20 protein-coding genes are annotated in these 25041 nt (G+C 47.3%); 1 reads left to right on the top strand and 19 read right to left on the bottom strand.

What is annotated here, in order from left to right:
• Positions 1–13: 13 nt before the first annotated feature.
• The 4 genes from BN2762_RS16295 to BN2762_RS16290 all read right to left on the bottom strand — a co-directional run bounded on the left by BN2762_RS16295 (position 14) and on the right by BN2762_RS16290 (position 2142).
• Positions 14–1006, bottom strand: coding sequence for an aldo/keto reductase (locus BN2762_RS16295; protein WP_055107971.1), 993 nt, complete (start codon positions 1004–1006; stop codon positions 14–16).
• Between the two features lie 51 nt (positions 1007–1057).
• On the bottom strand, positions 1058–1231 hold the full coding sequence (locus tag BN2762_RS26205; protein ID WP_074048641.1) for a DUF896 domain-containing protein: 174 nt from the start codon (positions 1229–1231) through the stop codon (positions 1058–1060).
• 87 nt (positions 1232–1318) lie between these two features.
• The gene (locus BN2762_RS26200; RefSeq protein ID WP_187386545.1) at positions 1319–1561 is read right to left on the bottom strand and encodes a DUF4183 domain-containing protein; all 243 of its coding nucleotides are present in this window, start codon (positions 1559–1561) and stop codon (positions 1319–1321) included.
• A 179-nt stretch (positions 1562–1740) separates the two neighbouring features.
• Positions 1741–2142 (bottom strand): LysM peptidoglycan-binding domain-containing protein, encoded by a 402-nt coding sequence (locus BN2762_RS16290; RefSeq protein WP_055107970.1) that lies wholly within the window; start codon positions 2140–2142, stop codon positions 1741–1743.
• A gap of 255 nt (positions 2143–2397) precedes the next feature.
• On the opposite strand from BN2762_RS16290, the gene lexA reads away from it, so the two are divergent.
• On the top strand, positions 2398–3024 hold the full coding sequence (gene lexA / locus BN2762_RS16285) for a transcriptional repressor LexA (protein WP_055107969.1): 627 nt from the start codon (positions 2398–2400) through the stop codon (positions 3022–3024).
• Positions 3025–3091: 67 nt separating this feature from the next.
• Here lexA and BN2762_RS16280 read toward each other — a convergent pair whose 3' ends face one another.
• From BN2762_RS16280 to BN2762_RS16210, 15 genes are all read right to left on the bottom strand, one after another.
• Positions 3092–3907, bottom strand: a complete 816-nt coding sequence (locus BN2762_RS16280; protein ID WP_055110126.1) for an alpha/beta fold hydrolase — start codon at positions 3905–3907, stop codon at positions 3092–3094.
• A gap of 79 nt (positions 3908–3986) precedes the next feature.
• Positions 3987–4301: a hypothetical protein gene (locus BN2762_RS16275; protein ID WP_055107968.1), complete on the bottom strand. Its 315-nt coding sequence runs from the start codon at positions 4299–4301 to the stop codon at positions 3987–3989.
• A gap of 239 nt (positions 4302–4540) precedes the next feature.
• The gene (locus BN2762_RS16270; protein WP_083484965.1) at positions 4541–5446 is read right to left on the bottom strand and encodes a YitT family protein; all 906 of its coding nucleotides are present in this window, start codon (positions 5444–5446) and stop codon (positions 4541–4543) included.
• A gap of 485 nt (positions 5447–5931) precedes the next feature.
• Positions 5932–6156 carry a hypothetical protein gene (locus tag BN2762_RS16265; protein WP_055107967.1) on the bottom strand — a complete coding sequence of 75 codons (225 nt, stop codon included), beginning with the start codon at positions 6154–6156 and terminating at the stop codon, positions 5932–5934.
• A 541-nt stretch (positions 6157–6697) separates the two neighbouring features.
• Positions 6698–7648: a WG repeat-containing protein gene (locus BN2762_RS16260; protein ID WP_055107966.1), complete on the bottom strand. Its 951-nt coding sequence runs from the start codon at positions 7646–7648 to the stop codon at positions 6698–6700.
• Positions 7649–7718: 70 nt separating this feature from the next.
• Positions 7719–8090: a hypothetical protein gene (locus BN2762_RS16255; RefSeq protein WP_055107965.1), complete on the bottom strand. Its 372-nt coding sequence runs from the start codon at positions 8088–8090 to the stop codon at positions 7719–7721.
• 17 nt (positions 8091–8107) lie between these two features.
• Positions 8108–12880, bottom strand: a complete 4773-nt coding sequence (locus tag BN2762_RS16250) for an RHS repeat domain-containing protein (protein WP_055107964.1) — start codon at positions 12878–12880, stop codon at positions 8108–8110.
• A gap of 4 nt (positions 12881–12884) precedes the next feature.
• Positions 12885–13769 carry a hypothetical protein gene (locus tag BN2762_RS16245; RefSeq protein WP_055107963.1) on the bottom strand — a complete coding sequence of 295 codons (885 nt, stop codon included), beginning with the start codon at positions 13767–13769 and terminating at the stop codon, positions 12885–12887.
• Between the two features lie 14 nt (positions 13770–13783).
• Positions 13784–16465 (bottom strand): fibronectin type III domain-containing protein, encoded by a 2682-nt coding sequence (locus BN2762_RS16240; protein WP_187386544.1) that lies wholly within the window; start codon positions 16463–16465, stop codon positions 13784–13786.
• A gap of 289 nt (positions 16466–16754) precedes the next feature.
• Positions 16755–17945, bottom strand: a complete 1191-nt coding sequence (locus tag BN2762_RS16235) for a sugar ABC transporter permease (protein ID WP_055107961.1) — start codon at positions 17943–17945, stop codon at positions 16755–16757.
• A gap of 2 nt (positions 17946–17947) precedes the next feature.
• Positions 17948–19459 carry a xylose ABC transporter ATP-binding protein gene (locus tag BN2762_RS16230; RefSeq protein WP_055107960.1) on the bottom strand — a complete coding sequence of 504 codons (1512 nt, stop codon included), beginning with the start codon at positions 19457–19459 and terminating at the stop codon, positions 17948–17950.
• Between the two features lie 119 nt (positions 19460–19578).
• Complete coding sequence (xylF, locus tag BN2762_RS16225; protein ID WP_055107959.1) at positions 19579–20682, bottom strand: D-xylose ABC transporter substrate-binding protein; 1104 nt, start codon at positions 20680–20682, stop codon at positions 19579–19581.
• A gap of 204 nt (positions 20683–20886) precedes the next feature.
• Positions 20887–22467, bottom strand: coding sequence for a helix-turn-helix domain-containing protein (locus tag BN2762_RS16220; protein WP_055107958.1), 1581 nt, complete (start codon positions 22465–22467; stop codon positions 20887–20889).
• A gap of 103 nt (positions 22468–22570) precedes the next feature.
• Positions 22571–24007, bottom strand: coding sequence for a sensor histidine kinase (locus BN2762_RS16215; protein ID WP_055107957.1), 1437 nt, complete (start codon positions 24005–24007; stop codon positions 22571–22573).
• A complete protein-coding gene (locus BN2762_RS16210; RefSeq protein ID WP_055107956.1) occupies positions 24004–24987 on the bottom strand; it encodes a sugar-binding protein in 984 nt (327 codons plus the stop codon). Before BN2762_RS16210 ends, BN2762_RS16215 begins: the two co-directional genes overlap by 4 nt.
• Between the last annotated feature and the right edge of the window lie 54 nt (positions 24988–25041).

The following is a 25041-nucleotide window of genomic DNA, read 5'->3' as shown; positions in this document are numbered from 1 at the left end:
TCCTCCTAGATGATTAGATATTTCTACTAAATTTGTTCAGGAACCGGGCGGGATATTCATCGGGAAGCGCGCTGGCTGCATCCAGGCGCTGACGCAGCTCTTGCGGCAATCTCCAGCCGACTGCTCCCATATTCTCCTCGAATTGCGCAAATGTGCTGGCCCCGAAAATCGGCGACGTAATGCAAGGCTGCTCCAGCAGCCAATTCAGAGACACCTGGGCAGGGGTTCTGCCCGTTTCCTCGGCTACAGCCAATACGGCATCCAGAATAGCAAAATTTCTGTCATCGGCACGGTTCTGCCAGCTGCTTTCTCCCGATTTTGCCGTTCCCAGACGGCCTTCGCTCGGCGTTTCGCCGCGGCGGTATTTACCGGTCAGGAAGCCGCCCCCGAGCGGTGCCCACGGAATAATGCCCACCTTCTCTTCCTCGCATAAAGAGACAAGCTCACGTTCGGCCTCTCGATTCACCAGACTGTACTGCTGCTGTAAAGAAATGTAACGGGAATACCCTCTAAAGTCGCTGATGCCTAGACTCTTCATGAGCTGCCACGACAAATAATTCGAACAGCCTATGTAACGTACTTTACCGGAGGTAACCAGATCATCCAGCGCTCTGAGCGTCTCCTCCACCGGCGTATCGGCATCCCAGACATGGATCTGATAAAGATCAATGTAATCGGTCCCAAGCCTTCTTAGGCTGGCATCCACCCCGTCCATAATCCGCTTGCGGGAAGCTCCGAAGCCATTCACGTCAGGCGACGTACGCATGCGGACCTTGGTAGCCAGAACGACCTCGGAACGACGGTCTTTAATATACTTGCCGACGATTTCCTCGGAACGCCCTTCGGTGTATACATCGGCCGTATCGATAAAATTGCCGCCCTGATCCAGAAAGGCGGCGATCATGCGGGCCGATTCCGCTTCATCGGTCTGTCCGCCGAAGGTCATACTTCCTAAACATAGCCGCGATACGGCTAAACCGCTTTTGCCTAGATATGCATATTCCATGTATAAGAACCTCCTTGCTCATATGTAAAGCCGGACCCGTAGGCCGGCCTATTATTTATCCACCACTTCGATTGATTCCAGCTGCTGGCGGAAATTTCTTCTTATGTTCTGAAGATAAGTCTCCCGAAGCTGCGCGCGTTCCAGCATTTCATCTTCCGTTAGTCCTTCAGCCTTATTCTTGCGCGCCAATTCATTAATGCGCCGTACCATTGCATCTATATCCATAGTTTCCTCCTGAACAAAATCATGATTTCCCTTTTAACATTGACATGACGAATAAGGGTTGTCAAGATACCGGATCCAGAGATAACGCTATTGAATGCGGGCTGTAAATGAAACATTCTCCACAATAATAGGTGCCCCGACCAAAACGGTATCTCCTTCAAGAATAAGTGTTAAATCCGCTCTAGTCAAACGGTACAATCTGCTCTCCTGCATTACTCCATTAATGTATAAATTAGAATATCCGTTCGTCCCCATCCCTTCGAACTCCGAAGCGATGTGGCCGTCATCATCTGTAAACCCGGAAGCCGGGATACGGACAGTACCTGTCAATTCCTTGGGAGGAAAATAAAAATAACGAAAGGCGCTTGGCAGAATCGTAATTTCAGGAACATTACAATTAATACGTAACTAACACAAAGAAGGAACCGCAAACTAAACTTGCGGCTCCTTCTTTGGCGTAAAGCATATTCAGAGCGTGAATAGACTTTTATGAATAACTAAACCTAAACTCATTTTGCGGGCAGGACGAGGATATCCCCTGGCTGAATATTACTTCCGGCCAGACCATTCGCCCGCTGAATCGCCGTAACATATATTCTCGTATCCATATCGCCCGGCTTATGAGCTGCTGCAATCTTCCACAGGGAATCGCCCTGCCTGACCACAACGGACTCTGATTCTGCAACATCATGGTCAGATGATGAGTCTACCGCTGACGCCATTGCAGCCCAGGCCATAACTACGAACAGAAAAAACACCATCACTTTAACCAAAGTTATTCTAGCAATTATATTCGAAATGGAGTTAGCAATTGCTTCCTTCAATCTGGCGGCACCCTTTCGCAGCGCCCCTTCATTACGGGAATCAGTCTTACGATCATAAATGCTTTGATATGTACTGTATCTCAACATAATTTATCACTCCAAACAAATGTTCTTATGATTTTGAAATCATAATAACACGAACACTTGTTTGATTCAATAGTTTTTTAGAACAATTGTTCCCCTATTTTTCGACAAAGATAAGTGGACTATCTTGGTTACATATCCTTAAAGCATATCCATTTATCACCGGTGCTGCTATGTCCGGTTTAGAACTTATGTTTGTGCGAACGGAAGTTCTATGTTATAATTTTTCCAAACGTTACTAAATGGGGTTGATGGATTATGTCGAAAGTTTCTAGCCGTCAGCAAGCTATTCTTGAATTTATACGCTCTGAAGTCAGATTGAAAGGTTACCCGCCTTCTGTGCGGGAAATCGGCGAAGCCGTCGGATTGGCTTCCAGCTCCACTGTTCACGGCCATTTGGATCGGCTAGAGAAGAAAGGCTTCATCCGGCGTGATCCTACGAAGCCAAGAGCAATCGAATTACTGGGTCAAGACGATGCGGAGAGCATGGGCCAGTTCGCTCATTCCGTAGCTCGCGTCCCTGTGATCGGCAAGGTTACAGCGGGCGTTCCTATTACGGCTACCGAGAACATTGAAGATTACTTCCCGCTTCCGCAGCATTATGCCGGAGACGGCGAAATCTTCATGCTGTCCGTCGTAGGCGACAGCATGATTGATGCCGGCATCCATAGCGGCGACTATGTAATCGTACGCAAGCAGCAGACGGCTAACAATGGAGAAATCGTCGTCGCAATGACGGAGGACGACGAGGCCACCGTCAAGACATTCTACAAGGAGAAGGATCATATCCGCCTTCAGCCGGAGAACGCCACGATGGAGCCGCTTCGTTTGAAGCATGTAACGATATTGGGCAAGGTTGTAGGCCTGTTCCGTGATCTTCATTAAATTAGACTCAAAGAAAGAGCGGCCTCATTCCAGGTGCGCTCTTTTCTCTGTCTCCGCTTATCTACCCCTATCCCCTTAGAAAATGAACATAGGCTTCATTAAAAGCCTCCAGCTCATCGTAGAATACCCCATGCCCGCTCCGCTCGAACCGATAGAGCTCTGATTGCGGTATCCCTTTGCGTAATGCCTCAGCCGAGGCAAATGGTACGATCTGATCATGCACGCCGTGAAATAGCCCGGTCCGTACGGCGATTCTGTTCAAATCAGGCCGCAAATCCTCATCCCGCAAGGAGACGAGAGCCTGAATAGTTCCGTATCCGGAAGCCGCCAGGCCTAGATCCTGAAACCAATCCCGGAATGAAGCTGTAATTTTGCTGTAAAAGAATTTCTCCCCAAACTCCACAAGCATCTGCGGACGATCCCTGTAAGTCTGATTAATGAGCATATTAATTTCTTGAGCAGGCAGACCATAGGGATAGTCAGGCGATTGGGAGAAACGAGGGGCAGCCGCCGAAATCAATGCAAGCTTGCATACCCCGTAACCTGCGTAGCGGGACATATAGCGGATGGCGATCGCTCCTCCAATTGAGAAGCCTGTAAGGATAAAAGGATTCAAATGAAGCGCCGTTACAACAGCGTGCACATCGGCAGCCAGCCGATCGTAATCATATCCGGACCACGGACGATCCGATTTTCCGAAGCCCCGCAAATCCAAGCCGATACAGCGGTACCCATATTTAGGAAGGATATTCCACTGGTATTCAAACATTCTATGATTGACCGGCCAGCCATGGATGAATAGAATCGGCATGCTTCCAGGGCCAGGATCCACATCCTCAACAAAAATTTTTACCCCTTGCTCCACCTCGATATAATACATCATCCCTACTCCCTTCCAGCGGCGCTTCTTATTGGCCTCATTCATTACGCTTCACTTAGAAGGTATGCAGTAAATCCATGCTTTAGATCGGATACAGCTCCTGCTTATCCCCAATTTCCTTTCTACATTCCTTACATAATCCGGCAACATGACCCCAGTCATTCGAATAGAACACCAGCTTCTTCACCTGATTGCATCGGGAGCATTTCTGACTTCGAGGAGCGGCGAGATCTGAACGCCCTGAGGAAAAACGCTTCTTAGACAAATGGATGACTTTGCTGCTCGAGCCCGAGAACCTGCTCCTCTTCTTCTTTACGTTCATAGCCACCGCTCCAAGGACTGCCGCAAAGAGAAGCATAATGAAACCACCGATAATTACGATAACTCTCATTTCCATCAATCCTGTATCTCCTTAACTTCGATTCTAGGCTATGTATCCCTACCCATTTGCTCGTTGATCAATACGAATACGCTGTTATCTTGATCTTAACGGAGGCGGGCAGCAGCTGTAAACAGCAGCAAGCCCTGGAGCTTACGCCCCAGGGCCGATTGGCAAATTAAGCAGCGATACGTCAACGCAGATTACCCCATGCCTGCCCCTTTTAAAGTTGCATGGCTGCAACCTCCCTTAACGCATCAATGTGCTTTTTCATCCGTAAAACTGCCGCCTGTCACGTCAGATACCGTTTCAATCGCGATAAATGCCTTAGGATCAATCTCACGAACGACCGTCTTCAGCATGGACAGCTCCAGCCGGCTGACTACACAATAAATGACCTGGGTCTCCTCCTTGCTCATCCCGCCTCTCGCATACAGATAGGTGGTGCTTCTGCCCAGGCTTCTCATAATGGCTTCCGCTACTTCTTCATACTGCTTCGTAATAACCGTCACCGATTTCGATTCATCAAGACCCTGTACGATTACATCCATAACCTTCGAGGCGATATAATAAGTGAAAATCGAGTACATCGCCGAATCCCAGCCGAGCAGGAAGCCTGCCACGATAAAAATAACGATGTTAATCATGAGGATAATCTGGCCTACGGAAACATTGACTTTTTTCGAGATTAATATTGCTACGATTTCCGCTCCGTCCGTCGTCCCCCCCAGCCTTAGCACGATGCCGACGCCTAAGCCGAGAAGAAGAGCACCAAACAGAACGGCCAGCAGCTTGTCATTCGTAAATGCCTCCACATGATGCAAGTACCCCGTCGTAAGTGACAGCACTGCAATCCCGTACAACGAAGAGAATGCGAACTTCTTGCCTACCTGACGATAGCCGATAAATATAAAAGGAAGATTAATCACAAAGAGGAAAATCCCGAGCGGTATTCCCGTAATGTTCGTCAGCATGAGCGATATCCCTGTGATTCCCCCGTCGATAATCGCATTCGGTACAAGGAACAGCTCCAAGGCAACCCCGGCAATCACCGCTCCAATCGTAATAAATAAAATTTTCGAGATAAGTTCCACCGGCTTGCTGACCTTCGGCCCTCTTCTGCCGACCTTGCCGATGCTTGGCTTTGCTTCTGCCTCTGCCATCTTTTCAACCCTTTCAGTAAAATTTACATAGTAATAATTTAATGAAAATTGAAATGAAAATCAAATGGGTCTTTAATGCACACAATAGAGTTCTTGAAAATTTAATACTGTCCATAGCAAGAGTAATAGTGTCATATATGGCTTATTCGATAGTGGGGTAGGCTAACATCTTGCCTGTTTGTCGCCCCACGGATGAAGGGAAGATTCATTGCACTGGTGCAGGGGCTTAGAAAAATGGAAAGCCACATGGAGTTGTTACACTCGCATGTGGTCATATTATAGGCCCGTCTCCTGATTTAAGGTTTCCCCGGCATACCTGAAGGAGTGGCGAATCCCCTCTTCCGGCGCCAGAATATTGCAACGTACTGCTTACTGTTGACTTTAGTGCCGTTCTCGTCCACAATCTGCACGACATCACCGTGTCCGTTATAGAGGTAGTAGTACTTCTTGTTTGCGGTTATATCCCGTTTCTTAAAGCCAGCATCTTAAAATCCTAACCCCCCAATTAACGTTATAACAACCAAGATAACACCTATTGCAAGCATGACAAATCCATTAGTTTTAGAGCGTCTTATTTCCTCCTGTGTCGGCTTCTTTTTTAACGTGTTTAATGCCGTTGTTTTATACATGAAGACCGGAAATATTACTCCTACTATTCCCCAAATAATAAAAGGAAGGATTAACAATGAGAATATAATTCTATCCCCCATTTAATTACCTCCTATATTGATCTATCATTTGGCTTGAAATAAGATCATCACCAAATTAAATCAATTACAAATAATAATATACTTACTGGTATTGCAATTAACCCACCAACCCTAACTCCTTTACGAGTATGGGCTCGGATAGGTCACCCGCTTCAACTTGCCATCCGGCTCGTAGCTGTACTGAGCATTCGCATTTTCGGCAGTCGTTAACGCATGTGAACCGTTAGTCTGAATCCGGCTAATTCGTGTTTTATCGTACGTATAATGCGTGAGTAATCGAAGGCATCCAAGGAACCGAAGATATTGTGATGCTCTATTTTATTGGAAATTAATTCCAAATTTTAGTTTGTATTTCTAGGCATCATTTACTAGTTTTAGCGTGTCTAGTGCCGTTGCTTCCTCAATGACCCATTCCATAATTAAAAAACCGCAATTGAGAAAAAATGACTCAATTACGGCTAAAACTTCATGAAGAACTAAGCTTTTATGCGTTTCATTAATATATCTTTAACAGAAAGAAAAATGACAAGCTAACCATAGATTAAAGTACTGGATTACTTACTTTAATTATTTGTCCCGAAGACCGTAGGATTAATTTCTCCTCATAGTTAGCTCTAATTGAAATAATCTTTGACTTATTAGAATACGTCTCTACGTCAATCTGAATTCCCTCTGGAAAACAATATACGGTCTTACCTTTCTTATCAATCATTTCTGATTGATCACCTTGTTTGACAAAAGCAAGCCCATCAACAAAGGGTAAAGCTGAATCATACCGAGGTTTGATAGAGATTTCACCATTTAAGTTAATATAACCATATTTAGACTTTATGGGATTGTAGAAATAAGCCATTCCTTCAGAAAAGGAACTACCAACGTTAGGACTTGCAGGAATAACAACTTCCCCTTGTTTATTAATATAACCAAACCAATAATTTTGGAAAAGAACCAAAGCTAAGCCATCCGAGAATACTTCTAAAGGTTTGTAATCTTTATTTTCTAATACCCTTTCACCATTATAGTTAATAAAATAAGACTCGTTTCCTCTATTAACTAATGCTACTCCTTCGCTAAAAGGGCTTGCTTCATCATACAAGGCTTCTATGAAAATTTCTCCCTCTTTATTCATATATCCATATTTACCCTCTCTTGAAAACCTATAGAATTCTGAATTTAGTGGGTCAACATATTCAATATGATCAAAAGAGTAAAAAACAATCATTTCTCCCTTAGTATTGATTAACATATATCCACGATCTGTTCCTACCCAAGCCCTTCCATAGCTAAACGGCCCTGCGGAAACAAACTGCGGAGTAATAATTATATCACCTTGTTCATCCAAATATCCCCATCTTTCACCTGATTTAAAGGCTGCAATCCCTTCTGAGAAAAAATCCGCTTCAGAAAAATTAGGTAGAATGCTCCACACCCCATTTTCTCGAATATAGCCCCAATTACCATCTAACTCGTATGGATAAAGAAAAGTTGCCAAACTAATTTTCTCTCCTTATATTGTTATTTTTTAAGTCATGTAAGAGCTAATCATTTAACAAGTGTGAATATCACCCTTTAACTGGAACTAATATTTTTCCTGCCACCTTTAACCCTTTAAGTAAAGTGCCTCCAAAAACAGCACCACCAGTTACTATTCCTTTCATAAACCATTCAGAAGCAGTAGGATTATTAGCAGCATAGGTTTCATTTACATAATCTCTGGCTTTATCCACAGATATTCTTTTGTTTTTTAAAGAAAGTGCATAATTAATAGTGCCTGGTTCTGTAAAATATATATCCATTTTTAAGTTCCCATATATTTCTATACCTTTAACTGGTTTTATTACTTTTCCAGCCCCTAATTCATAGCCTGTAGATTCTGAATAACGTTTTAACTGCTCTGCTGCACTACTTCCAAAAGGCTTTACCTCCCAAATCATTTTATTATATAAAATATCTATTTCCCCCCTTTTATTTTAGCTTCTAACTCAGGATACCCTTTTCCTCCATATGCTTTTTTAATTTCTTTTGATGCAATAACCTGAGCAATCTCATGGAATACGGTTCTATTATTACTGTCTATACCCTTAACAAGCAAACCATTATAACCTAGTATTCTAACAACAACACTAGTTTGACTCATTTTACCTTTTATATAATCACGAGAAACACTATTTAAAAGTTCAACCGCAATATTGCCACTCGGATCCACAAAAATTAACGGATTATTATGCACATACGTATACAAATTCAAACTTAGCGGATTGCTTATGCTCCCCTCATACGTATCCTTACTAACAAACCGCCCTGTTTCTGGATTATAATATCTGGCCCGTAAGTAATAAAGCCCCGTCTCCTGATCTAAGATCTCCCCGGCATATTTGAAGGAATTACGAATGCCTTCTTCCTGTGCCAGAATATTACCCCATTCATCGTACTGGTAGCTGTTAACCTGCGCGCCGTTCTCGTCCACAATCTGTACGACATCACCGTGGCCGTTATAGAGATAATAATATTTCTTGTTTGTGGCCACATCCCGTTTGGCGAGCATCCGATCCGGGCCCCAGACGTAATTCGCTATCGCCCGATTCGAAGCATCAGATTCGGAAATGACTTGGCCACGATTGTTATACGCGTAACGTACTTTTTCCGTAACTGGCGTGGGGGGGGTGCCCGTTCCACTGCCGTCAACTGTTGTCGTGGTCGTCTTGGACAACCGCAGTCCTTGCATCTCATACTCAAACTCGGTTGTCACATTTTCTTTCGCTACGCTCTTAAGCTGATCCCAGACATTGAAGGTGTATGTTTGTTCTTTGCTGTCTTCAATCAGGCTATCGCCTTTCAGTGTCTTGCGGTTGCCACGGGCATCATAGGTGTAGACAATGGTCTGACCAGAAGGACGTTTTGCTTGAATTAACCGATCCAGCTTATCGTATTGGTAGCGCGTCGTTCCCGTCGCATCCGTCACCGCGATGATGTTGCCATTGGCATCATATTGATATTGGTACTCGGATAGGGTCGTCGCCCCTTTCTTATTCGTAACTTTCAAGAGTCTGCCAATACCATCATAGGCATAATCACTGGTCAGGAAACTGCCATCCAACAGTTTTGGATAAGTCACCCGCTTCAGCTTACCGTCCGGTTCGTAGCTGTACTGGGCATTCGCATTTTCAGCAGTCGTTAGCGCATGTGAACCGTTGGTCTGGACCCGGCTAATTCGCGTCTTATCGTACGTATAATGCGTGAAGTAATCGAAGGCGTCAGCCACGTTCTTCAGTCGATTCTGGTCATCGTATTCATGCCGGACAACCGTGGCTACCCCATCGTATACGGTTGCCTTATATTTCAAGGAGCCGAAAATATTGTAGTCATTATACACCGTCATATAGTTTGAGCCATTACGAACTTCCTCATGACGCAGTGGGCCAAATATACGATATTGGTATACATTTTTTAAAGTGGTTGATCCAGCAACTTTAATGATATTACGGCCAGTTTCGTCGTAAAGATAGCTAATGTAACTATTATTCGGATCTTTGCGGCTAGCAATTTGGCCGAGTTTGTTTCGAGTGAACACATCCTGATTGGCAGCAGGATCCGTACTCGTCCGCAAAAATCCTGTCTCATCATAGCTTTTTGTCGTTGCCCAGATTTTACTGCCCTCGCTTTGTGACGTGGATTGAAGCTGTCCGAGCTTGTTATACGAATACGAAGTCGTCTGGTTTAATGCGTCTATAACCGATATTAAGCGATTAAGCTTATCATATCGATATGTAGTAGTATTCCGGTTCGGATTCGTATAACTAATTACATTTCCTAAATAATCATAAGCCATGTCTTCTTGCACAACACCTGCCGTCCGATTCGGCCAGTTTGGAAACGCCTTGAGGGCTGTCTCCCGCCCCCATTGATCAGAGACCGTTTCTAATACGTTCCGTTTCAAGCCATCCTGCGGACTATTGCGGAAAGAGGCAATATCGCTTGCCGCCACCGTATAGGAGGTATTCCTGCGATCAATGATGTCATAGTCCGTACGATACAGATTTCCAAACGGATCTGTAGATTCGAATGCTCTTCCCCACGCATCATATTTCGCCGTTGCTACATTGCCGCTTGTATCTATTACATAGTTGGGCCGAGTCATAGCGTCATAATGATATTGCGCCAGAATTAACTCACGGTTGCTTGTATTGTCCAACTGCCCGATAAGGACTGCATTTCCAAATCCGTCGTAAAACTCATGCCTAATGTTGTCGTAATTGACGGCATTATCACTTAAACGCGTCGTCATCGTATGCGAATCAACCCGTGTCGTGATCAGATATTTATTCTCACTATCAAAATAATTAGGAGTGTTATCTACAGTCTGGTCGTTATACACAAATACCTCTTCCGTCTGATAACGCTCTCCGCTTTGGTTATTGGTCACGGGATAGAGCGTTTTGGTCAATCTTCCGTAGACATCATACTGGTATTGTGTTGTCTTATTGTCAGCATTTGTTTCGGAAGTCATCAGTCCAAGCAGCACATTATATGTCCGCTGAACCGAAGTCTCTACTTGCTGCCCTGACTCATTCGTATAATAGCTTTTTATTGTGGTAGGGAATAGCTGATAGGACCCATTTTGACTATAATGCGAGACCGTTTTCACCGTCTTGCCATTCTCTAGCGGCACAATCACTTCTTCGGTTCTGCCGTCAGCCGCTTGCGTAAAATTATATGTTGTCATTTCTCCATTAGCATTTTGCGCTGTTTTGAGCCTGCCCTGGGCGTCGTACGTAAATTGTTCAGTAAGCATATTACCAGCCGATTGATAATACTCAATTTTAATCGGCAGTCTATAGTTTGTATCATACGAATAGGTTGTCGTATGCTGCTGAACCTGAGCTGTATCATTTAACTGAGCAGCAGTTAATGGACGTGTTGTACTCTTCAAGTCCCCCCACTCGTAATAAGCATATGTTTGATAAAGTTTGTTTTCCCTGCTTCCGCTCGTTGTCTTCGTTTCGATTTTTGTCGGCTTATATTTATATGTTGTATCAAAAGCCTGCACTGTTTCCGTGATTTTTTCTCCATTCGCGGCCGTTTGCTCGGTAATTAGCAATTGCTTCTTGCCATTGAAGGTGTACTTCGTTCTTATTCCATCTTGATTCACATATTCCGAACCGAATCGGTAGGATTCCGGAATGGATTCCTCGGCATAATAAGTAGGATATCCCGTCACATCGCCGAAGTAAGTATAATCCCGCTGATTATACGGTCCTTCCGCATACATCGATGGACTTGTCGCGTCATAATTGTAGCGATTCAACCCGTCCCATCTTTTGGTCACTTGAAATGCTTGATACGCACCCTCTCCGCCCCAGTTTCGAGATATGACTCTATATTCATAAAATGAACTAGAATGAGGGTACATCGCATATTGCAATAAATAGACTGCGGTGCCGGCAGAGTTATTTAACGATTTGCCCGTTGCATTAAATTTTTCGGATGCCAAGTAATATTCATAGTAAGTGCTGTAACCTTTCATGTCGGTAACACGATATAAATACGGCTCATATCTTCGACCGATCAATGAACCATTCTCAAATACACTGACTTCCTCACGCTTTTTGGCATAAACAATGGTTCTTCTCTCTGTCGTAGAAGGGTGGCTTATCGTTATCGTAATATTCTCCGTCATGTTTTGACGATCAAAATTAGGATCGGTCAAATTGCTTTGATATGCAAAGTCAACATTTCGACCGATAGAATCCACTATTTTCGAAATTACAGGATAACTTCTGCCATTCATTGTTCGATTGATGTGAGTGAACTTTATTTCATTATTGAACCGGTCCTTGATCCCAAGAAGCCTTCCGTCACTGCCGAAATAAGTCTTTTTCTTATTCTGATCGACGAGCGCATAGGTGGAAGTCATCTGACCGTTTGAATATCCAGTATCTCTTAACAGCTCAACATCATTTCGGCTGTAATCCTCCAGTTTCCCCCGGTTATTCGCATCAAATTTTACAGTATAAGCAGCTCCAGTGCCATCATGATAATGAAGGTAAGTTCCTTCAATTTGTAAAGACGGGAACGCAAGGGACCAACCGCCGCCTAAATCATATCTCAGTCGGCTATATGAATTTTCATCAGGATAAATTTTTGTTGTTGTCGTGTAGGTCACTTGAACGTATAAAACATCCTTGTACTCAATATCATAATCTAAATAAACACGGCCGCTATCAGGTTGGTTTTTAATATAATAGTTAGCTATATTATGTGCTGCAGTGGTATTTAAATAATATCCGGGAAAATAAGTACCGTATTTGTTGGCATTTTTGTCCCAATAGAGTATGGTGACATAAAATCCAGATCCCCATCCAGCCTGCTGAGAAGTACTCGATGTGACAGAGACACGTTTTGTTCCAACTTCGGCTTGGTTTGAATTGTATATCCGTCCTAACGTTAGATCTAAGCCATCCTTTCCGGGTAGACTAATATCTGTTTCGTAAAGTGTAAGCGTTCCTGAAGCTGGATCAACGGTCTCGGATACCATGTTCCGATCCGCTAGATTGGGCTTATTAGATTCATTTACTAGCTTGGGAGTAACTAGACCATTCAATACCCGCTCAAGCTGCTGACCATCGATCTGAGCATGTACACTGGAGACGCCTGATTGAGAAGCAATAACAAACACCAATACGGCAACGATAAAATTTCGAATCAATGCTCCAATTTTCCTCATTTGGCTACTCCTTCTCTGCCAACGCATGTTTGCTCGCTTCTTTAGCAGCATGGTATTGCTGGATCAGTTCACTTTCAGAAATCCCTGTTTCCTCTGCAATCGAACGGATGGACTTGAGAACATCCGCATCGACAGATGAATTGCTACTGTTGCTTTTAACGCTTTGGGTCTGCATTTTCTCGTTCGGCTTAGGCTGATAGTTGACAACCGCCTGTTCACCGCCCGTTTGATAGGCCTTGATAAGTTCCGTAATTGTTCCTTTCCCCATGTCAAAAGCAATTAATATGATGAGTTTTTCCTCATCTTTTAGCGTCTCACGGCTAAGTTGGGCGTAGGCCTGAGGATGATCTTCGGATAATTGGGATAACTGCTTCAGTTGATTTTCCCTAGTTACCTGCGCTTCTAATTCATTCCAATCCAACCCGCTGACATCTCTGCGTTCCGCTAATTTCACAGGTTCTATGATCAGCTTATTGGCCAAATGATCTAGTTGATATAAATCTTCAATTGAGTACCCTCTGGTAACCAACTCTTCTATTTGTTCTTCGGATAGTTCAAATAGGTCTTTTTTTTCTACGTCAACCGTCAGTGATTTTGCAACCGCGGGATTTACTTCAGGCTGAATTTCTTCATTCTCGTACACGACCTTCTCTTCCGTATGGAACCCGGTAAACCGTTCCAAATCATTGTTTTGCTCAACTCTAAGATTCGGTTCCTGATCTGGAACCTGAATAATATGTTCCCGTGGCGGCAAACCGAACATCACTTCGTTCATCTTTCCGACGAACTCTTCAGCAAATCCGATGGAGCCCGGAGTAATTAGAGAAACAATAAGACCAGCACAAAGCGGCAATACCAGCCACTTACGATTCATTTTCGATTTTTTCATTTTTTCCCACCTCATTAAGGAGTTATAGTCCTTACCACTTTTTTCTTTAACAGATTTCCATTCCGGTCATATTCGTATTGAATCTGATAACGGTACAACCCTTGAACATATTCCGTTCTAGTCAGCCGATTGGCATCATCATAAACATATTGTTTCGTAGGAGCCGGCGTAATTCTAAAGCGGTAGGGCTCAAAGCTGAAATCGCCGTTCAAGGAAGTCACTTTGATATATATGAACGCATTTTTCGCTAAATAAACAGAAACCTCTTCATCCCTGCCCTGAGTTTGTCTCAGCGTTGAAACAGGTTGTTTATTGGCGTTCAGTATCTCTAATTTGTATTTGCGGTCGCTTGGAGATTGGAAAGTCAGAAAATAGGTGTCCGCCTCCAGGGCCGTGAACTTATAGAAATCCACATCCGTCTCGGTGGAAACATACGACTCATAAGTCTGTAGAACATTGATTGCGGTTGCGGTCTCCGGCGTATCGTTAGGCTCGAATGTATCAATGCTCACTGGTGTTAAATACATCGCATCCAGACCCAAAATATAGCTTGTGCTTGCCTGGTTATTACCAACGACTTCAAATCGAATCGTGTGCGTTGCCCTATCATCCAACGTAATCTGACCAATCTCGGTATCTATATGCCGAGAGGTCAAATTATAAAAATCAAGAGACTCGGCGACCGTCATGCCATCCACAGTAATTTTGGCAATTCCACGATTTTTAAACTGGCGGATTCTCAAATCGAGTTGGTATGTTCCTTTCTCAGCTGTGAATGGAAATTCAATATAATCTCCTACCCCATTAGCTTCATAGAAGGCGTGCAGCCCCGCACTCGATTTGCTCTCCTCCAACATACTGAGCTTATCCCCCGAATGCGTGATGCCCGGAAGTTGTTCAAATTCATAGATTTGCTTCCCGGAAAGCGTCGATACAGCTATGCTTTGACTAAACTCCGAGGCAATCTGATGCTGATTCAAGGCTCGAATTTTATAGGAGTACTCCGTACCAGGAGTTAAACCAGTCAAAGTATGGAATGTTTTTGTTCCAGCAACAGTCGCTGCTAAAACATCATCCTGGTAGATTTCATAAGCTTGAATCACACCCCCTGGATCTTGAGCAGGAACCGTCCATTCCAAATTAATCGTCGTATCTGATTGGACGCCCGATTTAAAATTCGTTGGGGCTTTAGGAGTGACAGGTGGTGCTTGCTTCATCAAATACATCGCATCTAGACCCAAAATATAGCTTGTACTTGCGGGGTTATTACCAATAACTTCAAATCGAATCGTGTGCGTTGCCCTATCATCCAACGTAATCTGACCAATCTCAGTATCTATATGCCGAGAGGTCAAATTATAAAAATCAAGAGACTCGGCGACCGTCATGCCATCCACAGTAATTTTGGCAATTCCACGATTTTTAAACTGGCGGATTCTCAAATCGAGTTGGTATGTTCCTTTCTCAGCTGTGAATGGAAATTCAATATAATCTCCTACCGCATTAGCTTCATAGAAGGCGTGCAGCCCCGCGCTCGATTTGCTCTCCTCCAACATACTGAGCTTATCCCCCGAATGCGTGATGCCCGGAAGTTGTTCAAATTCATAGATTTGCTTCCCGGAAAGCGTCGATACAGCTATGCTTTGACTAAACTCCGAGGCAATCTGATGCTGGTTCAAGGCTCGAATTTTATAGGAGTACTCCGTACCAGGAGTTAAACCAGTCAAAGTATGGAATGTTTTTGTTCCAGCAACAGTCGCTGCTAAAACATCGTCCTGGTAGATTTCGTAAGCTTGAATCACACCCCCTGGATCTTGAGCAGGAACCGTCCATTCCAAATTAATCGTCGTATCTGATTGGACGCCCGATTTAAAATTCGTTGGGGCTTTAGGAGTGACAGATGGTGCTTGCTTCATCAAATACATCGCATCTAGACCCAAAATATAGCTTGTACTTGCGGGGTTATTACCAATAACTTCAAGGCGAATCGTGTGCGTTCCCCTGTCATCCAACGTAATCTGACCGATTTCCGTATCTATATGCCTAGCCGTAAGGTTATAAAAATCCAGAGGCTGACCTACGGCTGAACCATCTATGTATATTTGCGAGATTCCCCGGTTCTTAAACTGCTTGATTCTCAAATCGAGCTGATAGGTTCCTTCCTCTGCCTCAAATGAAAATTCAATCCAATCCCCAACTGCATTGGATTCATAGAATGCATGGCGTCCTCCGCTGGAAACATCCTCTTCGACAAAGGTTAGACGCGCTCCCGAATGGCTGCCTGTATAAGTATTTTCAAACTCATACACCTGCTGCCCGGATAACAGTGTCATTGCCTTCAAGGATGGATATGAGACTTCTAGCAGTTCCTCACTATCAGGATTAGGTGAAATTTCTATTTCATCTTCAGTGGTTGTCGGGATATCTTCGTCTAGTATTTCTGCTGGTGCTTCTAAAGAAGATTCGGTGTCTGGACTGGTGTCTGAATCGGCTCCTTCACTTCCTACGCTTTCCTCACTCCGATTTGGATTTTCGTCCGTATGATTGCGATTCACAAGATCGGGTTCCGTCTCCGAATGCATTTCTTCTGCCAAAGATTTGACTTTCTGAGTGTCGGCAAAAAGGATCGTCGATTGAGAAATGAGTATTACAATAACCAAGAAGCTAGTAAATACTTTTCTTCTAATAGTTGACAAAAACATCACCCTTTCTGAAATATTATTCCTAGAATATCAATATTTTACTTATAATCAATCGGTTGAATTTGTTGATAATTCACCAATGCTGTCGATTTCACAAATTTGAATCCTAGGACCTGAATCGTTAATACCAAGTTAGCTAGCGATGTATCATACTTTAAGATTGGCAAAATAGAGCTTAATATCTAATCCCCCCAAACAACAAAAAAAGACCCCAGATCCCCCCTCATCAGGAGAAACCCAAGGTCTTGATCGATCCCCATATTCAATTCGCTTCTATACTAAATTACTTCACGCCTTTGCGGCGGTTGGAAATGTCCAGCCAGACGGCGAAGACGAGGATGGAGCCTTTCACGACATATTGCCAGAACGATTCCAGCCCCATCAGCGACATGCCATTATCGAGCGAGGTCATGACCAGGGCGCCGATCAGGGCGCCGATGACCGTACCCGCGCCGCCCATCAGCGAGGTGCCGCCGATGACACAAGCGGCAATGGCATCCATTTCCGCCATCGTGCCCGCGGTGATCGTGGCCGAAGCCAGGCGAGACGTTAAGATGATCGCTGCGATCGAGCTGAGCAGACCGCTGAGCAGGAAGATCAGCATCGTCTTCCGGTGGATGTTGATCCCCGATAAGCGGGCCGCTTCCTTATTACCGCCAATCGCGTAAATATGGCGTCCAAAGGTCGTCTTCGTCGACAAGAAGTAGAAGATGACGGCAAGCGCAATCACGAAAATGATTGGAAACGGAATACCCTTGTAATTGTTCATGATGAGCACAAATGAAATGATCAGTATAGCAATTGCGGCGATTTTAATCAGATCCACGCCGAGCGGAGCTACCTCGAAGCCGTATTTCTGCCGGGAGCGGCGTTTTCTAAGGGTGCTCCACACGAAGAACCCGATGGCGATAGCAGCGATAGCCAGGCCGAACCCTTTGGCAAAATACGCGTTGCCCAGCATCGCCAGCACCGGATCGGATACCGGGATCGTCATCGATTCCGTAACTCCCATCAGGACGCCGCGGAACACCATCATCCCGCCCAGCGTCACGATAAATGCGGGAATCATTTTATATGCGACAAGCCAGCCCTGAACGAGTCCCAGCACCGCTCCAGCCGCTAATGTACCCGCGATGACGATGATCGGGGATAGTCCCATCCAGTTGCTCAGAATGGCAGCAATGCCTCCCGTTAAGCCCACGATTGAACCGACCGAGAGGTCGATGTGTCCCGCAACAATGACAAGCACCATGCCGATGGCCAGAATCGAGGTGACCGACATCTGCGTGAACAGGTTGGATAAGTTCCGGGCAGTCAAGAAGGTAGGATCCAGTATGCCGAACAGTACCCAAATGAGCACCAACGCCCCGACCATCGTATATGCGCGCACGTCCATTTTGCCGAATAGGCTGCCCCAGAGCGACGATTTCGCTGCGGGAGCATCTTGCTTCTGAAGTTCTTTTTGTAGCTGCATAGTTATTTCCCTCCCGTTGCGGCTTGCATAATATTTTCTTGCGTCGCTTCGCGCCAATCGAACTCGCGCACGAACTCCCCTTCGCTCATGACGAGAATCCGGTCGCTCATGCCCAGCACCTCCGGAAGCTCCGAGGAAATCATAATAATGGCTACCCCTTGCTCGACGAGCTGGTTCATCAAATGATATATTTCGTACTTCGCTCCAACGTCAATGCCCCGGGTCGGCTCATCCATAATCAGAATCTTCGGATCAGACATCAGCCATTTGCCGATGACGACCTTCTGCTGATTGCCGCCTGATAGAGTGCCTACGGCCGTTTCGAGCGAAGCTGTTTTCGTCTTCAAATCCTGCACATATTTTAGTCCCCATTTAATTTCTTCATTTTCGTTAATGACTCCAAGCCTCGCAATTTTGTTCATGGTAGCCATCGTCGTATTCGTCTTTACGTCCATGTTCATTACAAGTCCCTGACGCTTGCGATCCTCGCTCACTAAAGCGATGCCGGCCTTGATCGCATCAGTAACCGACCGGATGCGAACCGGCTTGCCTTCGATCAGCACGTCCCCTGTGGAACGGCCCTCATAGGCGCCAAAGAGGCTGCTCACCAGCTCGGTACGCCCTGCCCCCATCAATCCGGCGATCCCCAAAATTTCTCCCTTGCGCAAGGTGAAATGTACATCCTTGATCACTTTCTGCTCCCGGTTCTCGGGATGCCATACATTGTAATTCCTGACTTCCAGCACGGTTTCCCCCGGCTTATGCTCAACTCTCGGATACCGCTCCGTCAATTCCCGGCCCACCATCAGCGATACGACATGGTCGTCGTTCGTTTCACGCCGGTCCAGCGTAGCTATAGTCTGCCCGTCGCGCAGCACCGTAATCGAATCCGCCAGCTCGAACACTTCCGGCATTTTATGTGAAATGTAAATGCAGGAAACCCCTTCGCTGCGCAGTTGATTCAGAATACTCATTAAAATGGCTACCTCGCTCTCGGTCAGCGCCGCTGTCGGTTCATCCAGGATTAAAATTTGCGTGTGCTTGGACAGCGCTTTGGCGATTTCCACGAGCTGCTGCTGGCCAATGCCCAGGCTGCCGATTTTGGTGTTTGGCGAGATGTTTAGGCCTACTCTTTTCAACCACAGGGCAGCATTGTGGTACAGCTCATCCCAACGGATGACTCCATTTCTTTGCGGCTCTGCCCCGAGAAAAATATTCTCGCCCACCGTCATGTCCTTCACGAGCGCCAGCTCCTGATGGATAATGGTGATTCCCGCCTTCTCCGCATCCGCAATCTTGTGAAACTCCTTCTTCTCCCCGCCGATGAGCAGATCCCCGCTATAGGTTCCCGCCGGATACAGACCGCTCAGCACCTTCATCAGCGTTGATTTGCCCGCTCCATTCTCCCCGCACAAGGCATGAATTTCGCCCTTCCGCACCTTGAAGTTCACCTGATCCAGCGCCTTGACACCTGGAAACTCCTTGCTGATGTTCACCATCTCTAACACGTACATAGGCTTTTATCTCCTTCTAATGCCGAGTTATCGCCAGGGAACGGGGGCAGCTGCTGCTATGTGTCTATTGCAGACTTCAACTGCCCCGCTTATCCCCTGCCGGATTCACTTAGCTTAGCTTACTGCTGCGGCCACTGATCCTTAGGAACGTTCTTGTAGACATCCTCCAGCTTGTGGAAGCCGTCCTCGATCAAAATAGAAAGTTCATCCTTACTGACCGGGATCGGATCGAGCAGCACCGATGGAACATCGATTTTGCCGTTGTATACGGTCGTGTCGGTCGCAAGGTCTTCGCCTTTCGCTGCCGCCACAGCCATTTCCGCCGCCTTCGTGGCTATCGATTTAATCGGCTTATACACCGTCATTTGCTGCGTGCCTTCTGCAATCCGCTGTACAGCGGCCAAATCCGCATCCTGACCGGATACCGGAATTTTGCCGGCCATGCCCTGCGCAGCCAGTGCCTGTATCGCTCCGCCTGCCGTGCCGTCATTCGCCGCTACAACACCCTGTACATCGTTCTTCACAGCGGTCAGCGCATTCTCCATGTTCTTCAAGGCCTCTTCCGGCTTCCAGTCTTTGGAGAACTGGTCATAGACGATTCTGATATCGCCCTTCTCCTCCAGCGGCTTCAGAATGTTCATCGCGCCCGTCTTGAACATATGCGCGTTGTTATCCGTATCGGCTCCGCCGATGTAAACGATATTCCCTTTTGGCGCCTGGTCGATGACCGCCTGGGCCTGAAGCTCTCCGACACGAACGTTGTCAAAAGAAATGTAGTAATCCACCTCGGCATTATTGATCATCCGGTCGTATGCAATAACCTTGATGCCTTCTTTATGCGCCTTCTCCACAATCGGGGCCGTAGCTTCCGCATTGTGCGCGATGACGACGAGCACATCGACGCCCTGGGAGATCAGCTGCTCCGCCTGGCTGAGCTGCGTGGCGTCATCGCCGTTCGCTGCCAGCACCTTCACATCGCCCCCGAGCTCCTTAACCTTGGCCGAGAAAATATCCCGGTCCTTCTGCCAGCGCTCCTCCTTCAACGTGTCCATGGACAGCCCGATGACAATCTTTCCATCGTCCTTGCCTGCAGCTGTGTTTCCTTCACCTGCGTTGTTCTTCGCGCCGCTGCTTCCATCCGACACGACACCGCAGCCTACCAGAGAGGATGCCAGCAAAACTGCAGCCAAGCTCGACCGTAAAAGTTGACCGACTTTTCTCATTCTTTCTTCGCCCCTTCTCGCTTTAATAAATATTTGATTGCGCTTACATTTAAAGCTTAGCACCTCGCCGGATGAAGCGGGCGGGCGATTCCCTGCACTTCTTTGCTCTCCACCTTCAATCGGTTGCGAACGATTGTAATGAAATTCATGGTTAGCGTTTTCATAGCACAATTTTGCTCTGCACAACAAAAAAGTCCTTGTCGGTTAACAAGGACTTGGTTTTTCCAGCTGCTGCCGATACTCGGTAGGCGTCATTCCCGTCGTCTTCTTAAAGACGCGGCTGAAATAATTCGGATCGTTATATCCAACCTCAAAGCAAATTTCCTTCAAGCTGAGGCGCTGCTCTCCAATCAGTCTCTTGGCCTCTTCCATGCGCAGGCGGGTCACATAATCAATGAAGTTCTCCCCCGTATGCTGCTTGAACAGCTTGCTGAAATAATACGGGCTCAGATTAACGTATTCGGCGCTCTGCTCCATGGAGATGTCCTCTTTGAATTTCTGGCCGATATAGAGCAAGGCCCGCTGCAGCACGTGAGTCCGGCTGCGCTCTTTTTCTTCCTTCAATCCATCGATAAGTCTGTCCAGCCACATTTGCGCGGCTTGCCGGAGCGCTTCATGATCCTCTACTGCACTGAGCGAGCTGATCAAATCGGCCCCATCGCCTGATTGTGTCCCCCGGCTCAAATACAGAAGCAGCCCGATCACTTCTCCGCGCAGGCGCGGCAAATGGACAGGCTCGCTCTGAAGCAGGCGTTCCCAGAACAGCGCAAACCGGTTCGCCGCCTCCAGCTTATTCTGGCGGAGCAGCGCATCCAGCAGCTTCCTCTCTTCATCGAGCGATATGCTTCTCTGGCCCGAGCTCTGCGTGATATCGTCATAATGACGGACACTGACGATATCATAATCATCCGCGCACGCGCGAACCGCTTCCCGGTAAGACTGGCCCAGCCCATCCCAGCCCTCGCGGATCGAACCGATTCCGACGGATGCGGACAGCTGGAACCGCTCATGGACAAGCTCCTTCACCCGCTTGCCCCAGTCCAGCGAATTCACGCGCTGGAGGTAGCCTGGCTGGCCGGAAGGCAAGGGAATGAACAGCGCCAGCTGGTGCCCGACCACGGGGCTGACGAGACAGGAGAGATTCGGCTTGGCGAACTGCTTGACAGTTTCGTAAATTTCCTTCTTGGCAAGCTGAAATCCTTCCCAGTCCTTGGCGGCGTGCCGGGCAAAGGACAGCACCATCGCATACCCCTTCCGCCACTGCAAATTCAATAAATGCGCCAGCTGCTCCAGCTCAACCTCCTGCACACATTCCAGCATCAGCATGAGCGACAGCTCATTCTCTGCAAGCGGCAGCAGCTGAGACAGCTTCTCCTGCATTTCCAGCCGTTCATTCCGCTCGCGCCTTGCCTCCTCCGTCTCAGCGATCAGTGTCTCGAGCACCTGCAGCACTTCCTCCCGCCTGGCCGGCTTAAGCAAGTAATTCCGCACCCCTAACGCCAAGCTTTCCTTAGCATACGTGAAATAATCATGAGCCGTAATCATGACGATTCGCGTCGCCGGATATTTCGCCAATATTTCGCGGACAGCCTCCAGGCCCTGAATGCCGGGCATCTTGATATCCATAAATATAAAGTCCGGCCGCGCCTCCTCCGCAAGCTGAATGGCCCGTCTCCCGTTCTCCGCATGGAGAAACTTGAAGGTGTCCGGCAGCATATGCCGGATCATGAGCTCCAGTCCCTCCCGCTCAAGGGCCTCATCGTCTGCAATAAGCAGGGTGTACATTGCGATCCCCCCATGTAGTAAATTAAGTGATATCTATACATACAATCCCTTGCCGAACTAATCTATGCCACCCAGTGGATAAAAAGTTAATCCTCGTCCTCCTCTACACCGCCGTGCGAAACGGCAGCGTGAACAGCACAGCAGTGCCCGCGCCCTCTGCGCTATCGATCTCGATGCGCTCCTGACCGTCGAAGAATAGATGCAGTCTTTTAAACACATTATGCGTGCCCAGCCCGGTGGACTGCCCTTTTCTTCCGCCATAGCGCGGCGATTCCTCTCGAATCGATTGGAGCAGCATATTCGCCGTCTCCTCGCTCATTCCGACGCCGTTATCGCGAATTTCGATCTCCACGCCCTCTTCCGTATACTTGATCCCGAGCTTCAGCATAGCGCCGGCCTCCATCTGTTCGATGCCATGCACGAACGCATTTTCCAATATCGGCTGCAGAGTCAAGCAGGGAATCATGCAGTCCAGCGCCCGCTCATCAATGTCCATCACGAATTCGATCCGGTCGCGGAATCTCGCCTTCTGGATATTGATGTATTCGGTCACATGCTCCACCTCCTCGCGCAGCGGCACCGCCTGATCGAGCTTCTGCAGATTGTATCTAAGCAGACGTGAGACGGATACGGCGAGATCACTCGTCCGGGCTGCTCCCTCGATATAAGCGAGCTTGGAAATCGAGTTCAGCGTATTGAACAGGAAGTGCGGGTTAATCTGGCTCTGCAGCGTCTTCAGCTCCAGCTCCTTGACGAGACGGTCTTTCTCCAGGCTGTCCATATTCTCAGCCATCAGGCGCTGAATGTTATCGATCATTCCGTTAAAAGCGCGGCATAAAATGCTGATTTCGTCATGACTGTCGCTTTCCGGAGCCTTCATGTCCATCCGCCCCTTAGAGATCTGCTTCGCGGTGACCACGAGGCGGCGGATCGGCTCCGTAATGCTCTTCGACAGCCACAGGGCGAGCAGAATACTGAGCGCCCCCATGGTAATAACGAGCAGAATGCCAAGCGTATTCAACCGCTCCGACGTATACATCATCTCCTGATAGATCGGCTTGTACTGCTCCAGTTCAAGATCGACGAGCGCCTGGGCTTCCTCGCGGATGAACCGCTCCGTCCTCTCCGCTTCGATGTACTGACCTGCCATCGTGCCCGAATCCTGATCATCAATTCTGGCGATCATCGCTTCCGCCTGCTCGATAAACGTATCGATAATATTGCGGTAGTTAACCAGCGGCAGATCACTGGGACCGATGGTGGCCAGACTGTCCAGCTCCCCACGCAGCATTTTTACATTGTTGAGATGCTTGATAACCTCCGGCATGCTTTCCGCATCCATTTGCATGATGTAGCGGTTCATTGACCGCATATTTTCTCCGACCTCATACGAGACTTCTTTATACAGCAGGATGCGGTTCATCATCAAATGATAGCTTTCCTGCACTGTCTTGCCGCTCTCGAACAGGAAAAAGGAAACCGAGCTGAGCAGCAGCACCAGCAGCGGGATCACTGTAAACAGCTTCTTGCGGATCGTCATAAGCTCTCTCCCTCCTGCACATTACTAATGTCCAGTACCTTGACCTCGGTGTAATATGCCGGGAGCAGCTGCTCTCCCTGGAAATGATCATTGAGCAGCTTGACCGCCGTTCTGCCCATTGAAAAAGGCTGCTGCGCAACCGTCGCTTGAATCTCTCCCCTGCGAATCGCGGCCAGCGTCTCCTTCTGGTTATCGAAGCCGATAATAATCAGCTCATCCCGCCTTAAGCTCTTGGCCGCCTGCAGCATGCCTAACGCATCCGTGGCGCTGGTACCGACCATGATGCTGATCTCCGGATGCTCCCGCAGCATCTCGGACGCCTGCTGTATCGCTTCCATATGCGAAATATTGGAGCTGCGCACGGCGACAATCTCAAGCCCGCTATGCTGCCCAATGACCTGCTTCAGCCCGCCCAGGCGCTGCAGCTGGCTCTCGGCAATTTCGCTGCCGATAATGACGCCGATCTTGCCGGATTCGCCCGCCCGCTCCACGACCAAGCGCCCCAGGCTCTCGCCCGCCGCCACATTATCTGTGCCGACATAGGCGAGACGCTTGCTGTCCGGGGCATCCGTATCGATCGTAACGACCGGAATGCCGCGGGCCACGGCTTTATCAATGAGCGGCGTGAACTTCTCCTCATTCAGCCCCTGCACTATAATCGCATCTACGCGAGCCGCAATCGCTTTTTCCAGCAGATTAAGCTGCTCCTCCATGTTATTGCGGACGGCTCCGACAAATTCGATATCGATCCCGTATTCTTCCGCTGCTTGCTGTGCCCCCTTCTCTACCATCTCCCAATACGGATGATAGCGTTCCTGCTCGATCAGCACGATGTGATACCGCTTCGTTCCGTTCCCCTCATGTCCCTGCAGTTCTTTGACGATACTGCTCATTTTCCCGGAATGATGCGCAAAGCCAATAAACAGATATGTAAGCAGGCTAATCAAGACCGCTGCTGCGGCCAGCCATTTTTTGTCCATTACCCATCACCTCAATGACTATCCTACCTAGAAGTGTAAGCGCTGGCAATGGGG

Source organism: Paenibacillus ihumii, from assembly GCF_001403875.1.
Classification (GTDB): domain Bacteria; phylum Bacillota; class Bacilli; order Paenibacillales; family Paenibacillaceae; genus Fontibacillus; species Fontibacillus ihumii.
The sequence above is the reverse complement of the archived record's forward strand: the minus strand, read 5'-3'. Positions and strand labels throughout refer to the sequence as shown.

Bases quoted from the DNA above. Each gene is read 5' to 3' on its own strand.
- BN2762_RS16270 (WP_083484965.1), bottom strand. From the start codon at position 5,446: ATGGCAGAGGCAGAAGCAAAGCCAAGCATCGGCAAGGTCGGCAGAAGA.
- BN2762_RS16210 (WP_055107956.1), bottom strand. From the start codon at position 24,987: ATGGACAAAAAATGGCTGGCCGCAGCAGCGGTCTTGATTAGCCTGCTT.
- BN2762_RS16250 (WP_055107964.1), bottom strand. From the start codon at position 12,880: ATGAGGAAAATTGGAGCATTGATTCGAAATTTTATCGTTGCCGTATTG.
- BN2762_RS16230 (WP_055107960.1), bottom strand. From the start codon at position 19,459: ATGTACGTGTTAGAGATGGTGAACATCAGCAAGGAGTTTCCAGGTGTC.
- BN2762_RS16220 (WP_055107958.1), bottom strand. From the start codon at position 22,467: ATGTACACCCTGCTTATTGCAGACGATGAGGCCCTTGAGCGGGAGGGA.
- BN2762_RS16265 (WP_055107967.1), bottom strand. From the start codon at position 6,156: ATGGGGGATAGAATTATATTCTCATTGTTAATCCTTCCTTTTATTATT.
- xylF (WP_055107959.1), bottom strand. From the start codon at position 20,682: ATGAGAAAAGTCGGTCAACTTTTACGGTCGAGCTTGGCTGCAGTTTTG.
- BN2762_RS16235 (WP_055107961.1), bottom strand. From the start codon at position 17,945: ATGCAGCTACAAAAAGAACTTCAGAAGCAAGATGCTCCCGCAGCGAAA.
- BN2762_RS26205 (WP_074048641.1), bottom strand. From the start codon at position 1,231: ATGGATATAGATGCAATGGTACGGCGCATTAATGAATTGGCGCGCAAG.
- BN2762_RS16245 (WP_055107963.1), bottom strand. From the start codon at position 13,769: ATGAAAAAATCGAAAATGAATCGTAAGTGGCTGGTATTGCCGCTTTGT.
- BN2762_RS16275 (WP_055107968.1), bottom strand. From the start codon at position 4,301: ATGGAAATGAGAGTTATCGTAATTATCGGTGGTTTCATTATGCTTCTC.
- BN2762_RS16280 (WP_055110126.1), bottom strand. From the start codon at position 3,907: ATGATGTATTATATCGAGGTGGAGCAAGGGGTAAAAATTTTTGTTGAG.
- BN2762_RS16295 (WP_055107971.1), bottom strand. From the start codon at position 1,006: ATGGAATATGCATATCTAGGCAAAAGCGGTTTAGCCGTATCGCGGCTA.
- BN2762_RS16255 (WP_055107965.1), bottom strand. From the start codon at position 8,090: ATGATTTGGGAGGTAAAGCCTTTTGGAAGTAGTGCAGCAGAGCAGTTA.
- BN2762_RS16290 (WP_055107970.1), bottom strand. From the start codon at position 2,142: ATGTTGAGATACAGTACATATCAAAGCATTTATGATCGTAAGACTGAT.
- lexA (WP_055107969.1), top strand. From the start codon at position 2,398: ATGTCGAAAGTTTCTAGCCGTCAGCAAGCTATTCTTGAATTTATACGC.
- BN2762_RS16215 (WP_055107957.1), bottom strand. From the start codon at position 24,007: ATGACGATCCGCAAGAAGCTGTTTACAGTGATCCCGCTGCTGGTGCTG.